We start from the raw sequence: 11776 nt of genomic DNA on the forward strand, positions 1-11776 counted from the left end.
CCTTTCCCGCGCACGCTGCTAAGCGAATACGTGATGCTCAACGGTATAATCAGCCAGGGCATTTTCATCGACAGCAATTCCCAACCCCGGACCCTGGGGTACTTCAATCCTGCCATTTTGGACCGTGATCTCAGGCCGGATGATATCCTGAGGAAAATAACGCCGGGACGGTGATAAGTCTCCAGGAATATAGGTATCCTTGAGACTTGCCAAATGGACATGCAGTATTTTCGAAATTCCGCTTTCCACCATACTCCCGATCCAAAAGTAGATATGATGCTTCCGGCAAAGCTCAATCATCTGCCTGACATAAAACAGGCCACCAATCCTGCCGGTCTTGATGTTTAAAGCACGGCAGGCTTTTAATTCGATTGCCTTCTCCAGATCAGCTACACTTAAAATGCTTTCATCCAGACAGACAGGCGTCTGCATTTCTGCCTGAAGTTTCTGGTAGTCCGTCAGTTCCGCTTCTGCCAAAGGTTCCTCCAGACACAGCAAACCAAGACCGTCAATTTTCATTAATTCGGGAATGTGCTCGGAGCGAAAGCTTCTGTTGGCATCCGCCAGCAGTTTGAGATAGGGATAGGCAGTTCTGATCATGTCAAGTTTGGCAAAACCGTCCTGCGGTTTGATCTTTATTTTAAAACGGACGTAACCTTCCTGCAAGTACTGTTCAATCTGTTTTAACAGGACAGCGCTATCCAGATCTCCCAGAACCATACCCGCCTCAATCTGCGTATTTGTCTCCTCCTGAAAAACAGCCGCCATGACAGGGATATCCTGACACCTCGCGTACAAGTCCAGCAACGCATTTTCAACCCCGGCACCTGTCATCGGGTAAGCTTTATCCAGCCAGGCATGAATGTCGAAAGGATGCACAGTTTCTTCCTGCAGCAGCTGCGGAAGATAAGTTTCCAGCAAAAGGCGTTTAGCACCTGCAAGCGTTTCCGGCGTATAAAAAGGATCAGAGAAAGCGACAACTTCGCCATAGCCGGTATTCCCGAATTCGTCTGTGACTTTAAGAATGATCGTTTCCCGGCGATCCAGACTGGTCTGAGATGTTTTAAAGGTAAACTTTAAAGGCATGTCCAAAAGGAACAGTTCTGCTTTTTTTATGATCATGGACTTCCTCCCTCCGCCAGCATATCTTCTAGTGCCTTGTGACGGACCTTTCCTGTGGCATTCCGGGGAAGTTCAGCCAAAAAGATGATCTCGCTGGGAAGTTTATAGCGGGCGAGTCTTGGAGACAGATAGTCCCTGATCTCCTCTTCGTTTAATAAAGATACTGCAAATAAGACAGGTACCTGTCCCCACTTAGGATCTTTTCTTCCGATGACAGCGCATTCTTTGATCCCAGGGTGCGCGTAGAGTATATTTTCGATTTCCCGCGGATAAATATTTTCCCCGCCTGAAATGATCATGTTTTTGCGACGGTCGAGAATATACAGGAAACCATCCGGATCCAAATAACCGATATCTTCCGTAGGAAAAAATCCAGAGATTGTTTCCCGGCCAAGATATCCATCCATAACCATGGGACTCTGAATCAGGACTTCGCCGCTGCCGTCAGGCCCTGGATTCTTGATCAGGATTTCCACCGAGTCCAGCGGAAAGCCAACTGAATCAAGCTTATCCGGGTATTGGAGAACGGAAAAGGTTGCCGATTGGCTGGTGGTTTCCGTCATACCGTACGTTTTATAGATAGGGATCTGCCTGACCATACATTTTTCAACCAACGGTCGGGGTATGAACTCCCCCCCTATAAGCACCACTCTCAAGCAATGCCTGTCAATCCGGTCAATGATTCTGTTCAGCATGGTCGGAACAACCGACAGCATATTGACTTGTCCTTCCTGAACCAGGTTTAATGTTTCTTCTTCCCGAAAGCTTTCCAGCAACGTTACCGCTGTCCCGTTGTATAAACTGCGCAGTAGAATCGTTAAGGCGCTGATATGATACAACGGCAGAATCATCAGCCAGTTATCTTCTTCCGTGACTCCGAGGCTTTTTTGAGAAGCCTTAACATGGGCAGCAAACTGTTTCCAGCGCAGCGGAACAGATTTAAATTCTCCAGTCGTGGCACTCGTATTCATAATGACTGCAATTTGTTCGGGGTTATAATCCGCGGCCGGATCAAATTCGCTGCATGCTTCCGAATCATCTTGTTCTGCAGCATCAGCCTTTACATCATCCGTAACATCATCCCCAACTACATCTGAAAATGTCTTCACTTCGGCCGGAAATGACTGGCTGAAATTCACGGTGGCCAGACCATCTTGAGACAAAACCAGCTGAATATCCAGGGTTTTCACTTGTATGCCGATTTCTTCCGCGGTTAAGCGTGTATTCAGCATCAATACTTCTTTTTGAAGCAGCTGTAAAGCCAGAAAAAACAAGACCATTTGTTCAGAATTATTCGAAAGGAGCGCTACCCTTTTTTGTTTTTTGACATGCGGCAAAAGCCTTACCGAAAGTAAGCTCACACGTTCGGACACGTCCCGAAATGTCAGGTCATTGATAAATTTTTTATCAGGTTTTTCAAGGGCTTGCTTTCTTAACCAGTTCATTTTAATCCATACTCTCTATTAAATCCTTCACCCCATCCATACAGATCGTGTATTACATTATTTGGGGTAGGTCTTCGTAATATCCTGCCGGATCACGGGAATTTCGGGAATTTTTTAAAATCGGGCTCGCGTTTTTCTTTAAAAGCGTCTCTGCCCTCTTTGGCTTCATCTGTGGTATAGAACAACAGCGTTGCATCCCCGGCCAGCTGCTGCAGTCCGGCGAGACCGTCTGTATCTGCATTGAAAGCTGCTTTCAGGAAGCGAAGGGCCGTCGGCGAATGCTGCAGGATTTCCTGCGCCCATTTCACGGTTTCCTCTTCAAGCTGCTCAAACGGGACGACTGTATTAACGAGTCCCATCTCCTGAGCTTCCTTAGCCGTATATTGACGGCAGAGATACCAGATCTCGCGGGCTTTCTTCTGGCCGATGATGCGAGCCAGATAGCCTGCACCGTAACCGGCGTCAAAAGAACCAACCTTCGGTCCAGTCTGGCCGAATTTGGCGTTCTCCGACGCGATCGTCAAATCACAGACAATATGCAGAACATGGCCGCCACCAATCGCAAACCCATTGACCATTGCGATCACCGGTTTAGGAATGATGCGGATTAAACGCTGCAGATCCAGCACATTTAGACGTGGAATCTGATCGTCACCGACATAACCGCCATGACCACGCACCTTTTGGTCACCGCCAGAGCAGAATGCTTCTTTTTCCTGGCCCTGACCGTGATTAGCGCCGGTTAAAATGATCACCCCGATGTTTTCATCCTCCCGGGCAATCAAAAAAGCATCCATCAGTTCCATAATCGTTTTGGGGCGGAAAGCATTGCGGACTTCCGGGCGGTTGATGGTAATCTTGGCGATCCCGCTGTATGTCTCATAAATAATATCCTCATAGCTGCGGCTGAGTTTTTCCCACGAAAATGTGCTCATTGAATAACCTCCCTAAAATATCGTATTCTTTTTCTCTAAGTTCATATTCTTTTTTCCCGAATTCTTATTACGTCTTTCCATATTTTCATCTAAAGCATCAAGCGTTTAGGAACTCGCTGACGACTGCCCTAAAAGTCTGCGGGTCTTCCAGATGCGTATTATGCCCGGCCCCGGAGATGGTCTGCCGGATGATCCTGGCATTTAAATGACTGAACTCCCGGCCAATTTTCTGGTATTTCGAGTCAAGTTTGCCGCTGATAAAGAGAACGGGCATCGTCAATTCGGCCACCCGATCTTTCAGACAAGGAAACGTTCCCTGACCGCTCGCCAGCAGTGTATTGGCAAGCGCATATGGTTCATTTTGCAGGCGGCGCTGCCTGATTTGTGCTCGGACTGTCTCCGGAAGCCGGGCTTGTGTTTTGAAAAGTTCCAAGCCCGACCAATAGCTTTCAAACCATTCGATCCCGTTCTGCCGGATATCTTCGGCCAGTACGGCATCATCTCTGCGCCGTTTCTCCCTGCTGTGCTCACCGCATTCCCCATAGGAAGCGCTTTCCATGATAAGTTTAGCGATTTCCCAGGGATATTGTAAAGCATAGGCCAGCGCAATCCGTCCGCCCATGGAATACCCCATCACGCTGTACTGCACCAGCTCTAACTGCTGCGTCAGATCATGCAGCGTTTCCAGCAGCGTGGGAAGTCTGTACGGCTGAAGGGCAGACGATTTTTCAGTACTGCCGTGTCCGGGCAGATCCACCAGAATCAACCGGAAGCCGGCCAGATCAATGTCGTCCCAGGTACCGAGGTTCTCTGAAAAGCCGTGCAAACAAACGACCGGCTTCCCCGTTCCCCGTACTTCAAGGTGAATGTTAAGACCGTTCGCGGTGATCCTCATTTCCTATCATCCACCTTAGTCATTTTCTGATGGCAGCCGGGTATACTTGTCATGCAGCTCTTTGCTTAACTCCAGATCTATTTTTACTTCAATAAGCTTGATGCCTTCCGTGTTCTGAGCGGCTTGGAAACTGCACTCAAATTCTTCATAATTTTTCGGTTCAAAGTAAGCGATGCCATACAGAGCAGTTAACGCAGAAAAATCCAAGCCCGGGGGGGTTAAGAACAGCGTTTCAAAATATTTTTCCCGGCACTGGGGCAAGTACCGGAAGATCCCCCCGCCGTTATTATTGAACAATAGGATGGTCAGATCCAACGGGTGATTCTTGGCAATCTGAAGCCCGTTTAAATCATGGAAAAACGCAATGTCTCCGGTCAGCAGCACCGTCGGTTTACCGGCCGCCGCTATACCAAGGGCTGTAGAAACCATGCCGTCGATTCCATTGGCGCCTCTGTTTCCAAGTACCTTCAGGTTTTGCGCGCGGGCCTCCAGAAAATCATCAACATCGCGGACGGCCATACTGTTGGCGGCAAAGAGCCTGGATTCTTGAGGCAGAAGATCTTGAAGCCTTTGAATCAAGGTCCCTTCAAACAGTCCTTTTTCCTGTCTGGCTTGTCTTAGCTGCGCCCGCATTCTTTGTTGGTAAATGAGCCACCTATCCAGATATTCCCGGCTGCTGTTTTCGGTTTTGACCGATGCTGCAAAAAGTTTAGGTGAAGCCAGTACATAATGGTTCGTGGAAAGTGCCGGGTTACGGTAGTCAAATACTGCATCGGCCTGGACAAATAATGCGTCCTGATGTCGGGTTAAATACTGCTGCAGGCTTTTCGACACCGGGGTCTGTCCAAACTGGATGATATATTCAGGTTTTAATTCGTCCTTAACCGCATCTTCTTTCAGGAACGCCTGGTAACTATCCAAAATGATCTCGCTTGAGAAGCTGCGAAAATTGGACAGCGGATCAGCAAGTACAGGCGCTTTCAAACGCGCCGCCAGGGCCAGTACCTCTGTATGATAGTCGGCATACGCGTCACCGCCGCAAACAATGATTCCGTTTTTGTTGCTGAATGCTGCATTAAATTCCTGATAAATCTCCGAAAACTCGGCAGAATGCGGATATGAAGACGGCTTGTTGGGACTGAAAGGTTCTCCATGAAGTCTGAAGGCATGTCTGTGGCGGCCTGCCGTAAAATCAAGTTTGCTTAAATCCGGCACCAATGGTTCACGCAGCGGGATATTCACGTGGGACACGCCAAAGCTTCCCGTCATGACGCTACCGTAAGCTCTTTGCATAACTGCCCTGGCATAGCGGTACATCCGCTCATCTTCTTCGGGTAATGCCAGTTCCTCAAAAAAACGCGCATACTCTCCGTAAATCCTGGTTTGATCAATGGTTTGGGGCGCTCCGGCCTGACGCAGTTCGGGCGGCCGGTCGGCCGTCAGAACAATCAGCGGAACTCTGGAATATTTGGCTTCTACCAGGGCCGGCAAATAGTGTGCTGCAGCAGATCCTGATGTACAAACCATCACGACGGGTCTCTGCATTTCTTTGGCTGCCCCGAGTGCAAAGAAGGCTGCGGAACGTTCGTCTATACTGACAAAAATCTCAAATTGATGTTCTCTGAATAAAATTGCCAGCGGGGTAGAACGCGATCCCGGGCTGATCACAACTTCCCTTACGCCCAGCTGGTACAATTCATCCACCAGGGCCGCTATGTAATTCGTTGCTGCAAAAAAATCGGTCATCGTCGTACTATCCTCACCTTCATGCCCAACATATTTCAGAATCCCAAGCTTACAAGATTTCCGAAGTTAGAATCATAAGATTCCAGGATTGGATTTAAGAACATGGGGTTCAGGGTACCAAGCCCTCCAGGATCGTCCTTAATTTATCGTTCGTCTCGATGTATTCCTCCAGACAATCGGATCCTTCCACGATACCGCATCCCGTATACGCATAGACCCTATTGTCCTGAATAAGGGCCGACCGGATACCGGCCACAAAGATGCCATTACCGTTCTGATCCATGATTCCCAGGGGGGCCGCATACATCCCCCGCTCGTGTTTTTCCTCTCGGGCAATAATGTCAAGGGCGGGTCCGACCGGATTGCCGCCAAGGGCCGGCGTCGGATGCAGACGGGTGACCCAGGCGGTTAAAAGACTGCGATCTTTTGCCCCAAGACGGGTTTTTAGATGATAAAGGTTTTTCAGGGTCAGAACCCTTGTCTCGTCGATCCATACCTCAGCGCAGTATTTTTTCATGACATCGGCTATGGTATCCCGCACAATTCGGTGCTCATGCAGGTTTTTAGGATCGTTTAGCAAAATCTCCATTTGAGTCCCCTCATCAATGGCATTACGGGGAATTGTGCCCGCAAGGGCATAACTGATAATTTCATCGTCCGCTTTCTGTACCAAAATTTCCGGCGTAGCACCCAGAAAAGTCCGTCCTTCCTTTGCATACGCAAAAATAAAGCTGTCCGGATTTTTTTCTCGGAGGCTCTTGAGTACGCTCTCAATATGAACCGTCGTGGTGCAACTGATTTTCACTTCTCTGGAAATGACCACTTTATCCACGTTTTTCAAGGATATTTCCTGTTTGACATTGGCGAATAATTCCTGCCACTGCGGGTAATCATCATCAGCGATCGTATAGGTATGGCGGACAAATTTTGTCTCCCTGTCCTCTAACCCACAAATTTCTTCCATCGGCGCCTGCTCGGGATAGTATAAAAGCTGCTTACCGTCCTTTTCAACATAATAGTACTTGAAAGCAATGGTTTCATTGCCAAGTCCGGCCCATTTGGGATCACGGACCGACTGAAAAAAGGTTCTGGCAGAAAACACCAGGTCGTAATTCTGATAACTTTCTCCTTCAGCAAAGGTTTTCCAGCGTATTGCCCCGATGATCAGTTCACCAGTCAGGGGATTATAAAAGAAAAGACGATCCTGTTTGTCAAAATGGGTCCAAAAAGCTAGAGGATTTTCCAATTTCATTTCTTTTTTTAGATACTTCAATTTTTTCCGTCTCCGCTTGTGCAAAATTAATTTCCTATAGTATTATCCTACATTTTCGGTGATATATATACTATTTTATCAAAAGGAGGAAAATTTTTCACGTAATCCGCAGATTTTTTTACGAAAACCATGTACAACCCATGAATGCTTCCTGAAATTCTTTGGATATAATAAACAGCCTAATCCGCTGGGAGCTCGGACTAAGGCTGCTTAATCATCCAGTCATTTCATTCAGTTAAATTACTCACCATTATGTGTAAGATTTACCCGCGGATTTTGTCCAGGGTCTTTTTGGTTTCAAGCAGGAATCCGTCCGTGCTGACAACCGTCTTTTCAGGGAGATCGGAAATCAGGGCCAGGTCTTTGGTCATGATCCCTGCTTCGATTGTCTGCAGGGAAGCGGCTTCCAACTGATCTGCAAACTTGATCAGATCTTTCAGCCCGTCGATTTCACCGCGTTTTCTTAATGCTCCGGTCCAGGCAAATAGAGTGGCCATCGCATTGGTTGAGGTTCCTTCACCCTTGAGATGCTTATAATAGTGGCGGGTTACTGTGCCATGTGCTGCCTCATATTCATAGCAGCCATCGGGAGATACAAGAACCGATGTCATCATAGCCAGACTGCCGAAAGCTGTCGCGACCATATCGGACATCACGTCCCCGTCATAGTTTTTACATGCCCAGATATATCCGCCCTCGGAACGGATAACACGGGCCACTGCATCGTCAATTAGCGTGTAAAAATACTCAATACCCGCGTCGGCAAATTTCTGCTTGTACTCCGCATCAAAGATTTCCTGAAAAATATCCTTGAAGGTATGGTCGTACAATTTGGAAATCGTGTCTTTGGTTGCAAACCATAGATCCTGCTTGACATCAAGCGCATAGTTAAAGCAAGAACGTGCAAAGCTCTCAATGGATTTGTCGACATTATGCATTCCCATAATAACGCCTTTACCAGCAAAGTCGAAAATCGTCTGACGGTTCACTTCACCGGTTTCACTGGTGAAAACAAGCTCCGCCTTTCCAGGGCCAGGGACTTTGTATTCGACATTGCGGTAAACATCGCCATAAGCATGACGAGCAATGGTAATCGGTTTCTTCCAGGAAGAAACCATTGGCGTTATGCCTTTCACAACAATCGGCGCCCGAAAAACTGTTCCATCCAGAATCGCCCTGATGGTGCCATTCGGGCTCTTCCACATTTCTTTCAGATTGTACTCTTCAACTCTTTGGGCATTCGGCGTAATGGTAGCGCACTTTACGGCAACGCCATATTTCTTGTTGGCCATAGCGGCATCGATCGTAACCTGGTCATTCGTCTGATCCCGGTATTCCAGGCCAAGATCGTAATACTCAGTTTTTAAATCGATATAGGGCAGAAGCAGGATTTCTTTAATGGCTTTCCAGATGATTCTGGTCATCTCATCACCATCCATTTCTACCAGTGGGACGTTCATTTGGATTTTCTGCATTTTGTCCTCCTTAATATATCTAAAAATGTCTAAAATCGAAAGCTTTTGTCAATGACATAATTTCGACTGCTATTATACTATAAAATATTGCATTGATATACAAGCAAACACAAAGAATAATACAGAATTCATTTCTGCCATCTTCTATTGCTCTTGTCTTTCCGGCTCAATTCGGGTTTTATTTCCAAGCAGGAAAAATCCCTGAATAAACAGCAGCACACCGGTTACGATCAACATCCACTCAATTTTTATCACATCAGCTAAAGGACCAAATACCAGCATGCCAAGCGGCATCATGGAACTGGATATCATGGACAGAACACCGAATACCCTTCCCAGGAAATCCCCTTCTACCTTTTCCTGCAGCAAAACCATTGCCGGGACATTGAAGATGGGCATGGCGACCCCGATCAGGAACATAAAAAGAAGATAAATCCAAAAAACCGGAACAACCCCAAGCGTGAAAGTACATACGCCAATCATTAGCGCTGCCAAGGTCATCGTGTTAACCCGGTTTTTGAGGCCTCCCCACGATGCCATCCCGAGTCCGCCGATAACCATGCCAAGCGAAAATGCAACTTCAATTGCAGTCAGCCGCCAGACATCATTACCAAAACTGCGTGTGACCTGTAGCGGAGTTAAAAACGCAGAAGGTGCTGCCAGGAAAAAGAAAACAGCTGTAAATAAAAAGAAAACTTTTAAAAACGGATGATTTAGGACATACTGCATCCCTCCACGTAGATCACCAAAATAACTGACGGTTTGTTTCTGCAAAGCTTTGGCATGGGCCTGCACCCGTAAGAATACAAATAATACCGTCACAGCAATGGCAGCTGTGACCACATCAATAAAAAAGATGGTTTCAATTGCAGCTATGACCAACAATGCTCCGCTGATCATCGGTGATATCAGCATAACCAGCGATTGAATACTGCCGTTGATGCCGTTAACTTTGGTCAGCTTATCCTGCGGAACGAGCTGAGGTAAAAATGCACCTACAGCTGGCGTCTGGACCGCCGTTCCAAACGCACGCAAGGCAGCCATCACAAATAGAAGCCAGACAGTTTTGTAGCCCATTAAAAAAAGAATGGCCAGAATAAGGGTAACTGATGCGATCAGCGTGTCTGACAGCATGATCAGGTTTTTTCGATTATAACGGTCAGCCCAGACTCCGGCAAACGGAGAAAGCAAAAAAGTCGGCAAAAATCCGCAGATAATATAAACCGTCATCATCACGCCAGACTGCGTGTTTAAAGTAATGTACCACATTATCGCGTACTGGACCAGCGATGTCCCAAAAAGCGAGAGCGTCTGGCTTGTAATAAACAAAATGGTGTCTTTCTTCCAGTTGGCCACGTTCGGTAGTTCCGACATACTTGACGTATTTTCAAGATCAGGCATTACAGTGAGTTCTCCTATCTGTATGTATTTTTAACGCTTCTCACGTACTCCATACGCTGGTTAGGCAGCTATGGTATAATTATACTGTATTTCATAATCAAATTTAAACTAAAGGAGTATGTTTTTATGATGATGTCCCGCAACGTTCACGAGCCCCTTGTCCTCTGCCGGGAGGGCAAACAGGTTTAATAACCTTGAAACCCTCCAAAAGATTTTCCTGACCATTTTGTAGATTACCCATTCATAATTTGGATTAAAAATTTTGGAGGAATCATGAATAAAAATCGATTAGCTGCCTACGGGCTGCATGATTGTTTTGCGCAAGAAGCCACTTTATTTGAAGGTTTGTATTTGGCAAGAGTGATTGAACAGCACCGGGATTTCTATCAGGTCATCACTGAACGTGGTGAAATACTGGCTGAGGTATCCGGCAGATTTATGTACAACGCGATGAACACTGCAGATTTTCCGGCTGTCGGAGATTGGGTCATGATTGACCGCCTGGATGACCATTCCGGCAACGCGATCATTCACCAGGTGCTGCACCGCCAAAGTGCCTTTGAGCGAAAAGCCGCAGGCACATCCCTTGCGGTACAGATTGTCGCGGCCAATATTGATGTTGTGTTTATCTGCATGTCCCTGAACGATGATTTCAACCTGCGCCGGCTGGAACGCTATCTTGCCATTGCTTTTAACAGCATGGCAACGCCTGTGATTGTTCTGACCAAGGCAGACCTCTGTGTTGATCTGGATAGGAAGCTGCAAATAATTGCAGACGTTAGTGCCGGCACAGATGTCGTGGTCTGTTCGATTATGACAGAAAATGGTTACCAGGATATTTTAGCCTATATTACCAAAGGTAAAACGGTCGCATTTATTGGTTCTTCCGGTGTCGGAAAATCGACCTTGATTAACCGCCTGCTGGGCCGGGAATTATTAGCAACCCGGGAGGTTAGGGATGACGACAGAGGACGGCATACAACAACCAGCCGTCAGCTGCTGATGCTTCCGGATGGCGGCCTTGTGATTGACACGCCCGGCATGCGGGAGCTGCAAATTGAATCCGGTGATCTTTCCCAAGCCTTCGATGAAATCACTGAACTTGCCCAAAAATGCAGATTTAAAGATTGTTCCCACTCCACGGAACCCGGATGCGCGGTACAAAAAGCAATTGAAACTGGGTTGCTTCGGCAGGACCGGCTAAACAGCTACCAGAAACTGCAGAGAGAACTTGATTACGATGGTCTGAATTTCCGTCAGCTGGAACAGGAGAAGATCAAAAAAATGTTTGGCAGCAAAGGCGAAATGAAACAGGCCATGCGTCGGGTCAAGAACAAAAAAGAAAGATAATACGAGTACAAGTAGACTCAAACTGATTGGTTTCTCTGATGCAGAACAAGCACCTTTGACAAAAGGCGCTTGTTCTGCATTTGATATTTAACCAGCCGTTTACAGTGATCTTGATATATGCTCCAAAGTTACCC

Annotated in this window: 9 protein-coding genes; 1 reads left to right on the forward strand and 8 read right to left on the reverse strand. The window is 47.0% G+C overall.

All coding sequences use genetic code 11. From position 1 onward, the window contains the following. Nucleotides 1-18: 18 nt before the first annotated feature. From menC to A7K50_RS12085, 8 genes are all read right to left on the reverse strand, one after another. Complete coding sequence (menC, locus tag A7K50_RS12050) at nt 19-1122, reverse strand: o-succinylbenzoate synthase (protein WP_020491018.1); 1104 nt, start codon at nt 1120-1122, stop codon at nt 19-21. Next, nucleotides 1119-2567, reverse strand: a complete 1449-nt coding sequence (gene menE / locus A7K50_RS12055) for an o-succinylbenzoate--CoA ligase (RefSeq protein ID WP_020491019.1) — start codon at nt 2565-2567, stop codon at nt 1119-1121. Before menE ends, menC begins: the two co-directional genes overlap by 4 nt. A gap of 92 nt (nt 2568-2659) precedes the next feature. Further along, a complete protein-coding gene (gene menB, locus A7K50_RS12060; RefSeq protein WP_020491020.1) occupies nt 2660-3502 on the reverse strand; it encodes a 1,4-dihydroxy-2-naphthoyl-CoA synthase in 843 nt (280 codons plus the stop codon). A 97-nt stretch (nt 3503-3599) separates the two neighbouring features. Further along, a complete protein-coding gene (menH, locus tag A7K50_RS12065) occupies nt 3600-4397 on the reverse strand; it encodes a 2-succinyl-6-hydroxy-2,4-cyclohexadiene-1-carboxylate synthase (RefSeq protein ID WP_020491021.1) in 798 nt (265 codons plus the stop codon). A gap of 15 nt (nt 4398-4412) precedes the next feature. Continuing rightward, on the reverse strand, nt 4413-6143 hold the full coding sequence (gene menD, locus A7K50_RS12070) for a 2-succinyl-5-enolpyruvyl-6-hydroxy-3-cyclohexene-1-carboxylic-acid synthase (protein ID WP_020491022.1): 1731 nt from the start codon (nt 6141-6143) through the stop codon (nt 4413-4415). 109 nt (nt 6144-6252) lie between these two features. Beyond that, complete coding sequence (locus A7K50_RS12075) at nt 6253-7416, reverse strand: isochorismate synthase (RefSeq protein ID WP_026156182.1); 1164 nt, start codon at nt 7414-7416, stop codon at nt 6253-6255. A gap of 263 nt (nt 7417-7679) precedes the next feature. Then, nucleotides 7680-8891, reverse strand: a complete 1212-nt coding sequence (locus A7K50_RS12080) for an NADP-dependent isocitrate dehydrogenase (RefSeq protein WP_020491024.1) — start codon at nt 8889-8891, stop codon at nt 7680-7682. Between the two features lie 144 nt (nt 8892-9035). Beyond that, nucleotides 9036-10292, reverse strand: a complete 1257-nt coding sequence (locus tag A7K50_RS12085) for an MFS transporter (RefSeq protein WP_020491025.1) — start codon at nt 10290-10292, stop codon at nt 9036-9038. 273 nt (nt 10293-10565) lie between these two features. Here A7K50_RS12085 and rsgA point away from each other — a divergent pair, with 273 nt between their 5' ends. Beyond that, entirely contained in the window at nt 10566-11642 is a 1077-nt protein-coding gene (gene rsgA, locus A7K50_RS12090) for a ribosome small subunit-dependent GTPase A (protein ID WP_020491026.1), read from the forward strand. Nucleotides 11643-11776: the final 134 nt, after the last annotated feature.

Source organism: Dehalobacter sp. MCB1, from assembly GCF_003590275.1.
Classification (GTDB): Bacteria; Bacillota; Desulfitobacteriia; order Desulfitobacteriales; family Syntrophobotulaceae; genus Dehalobacter.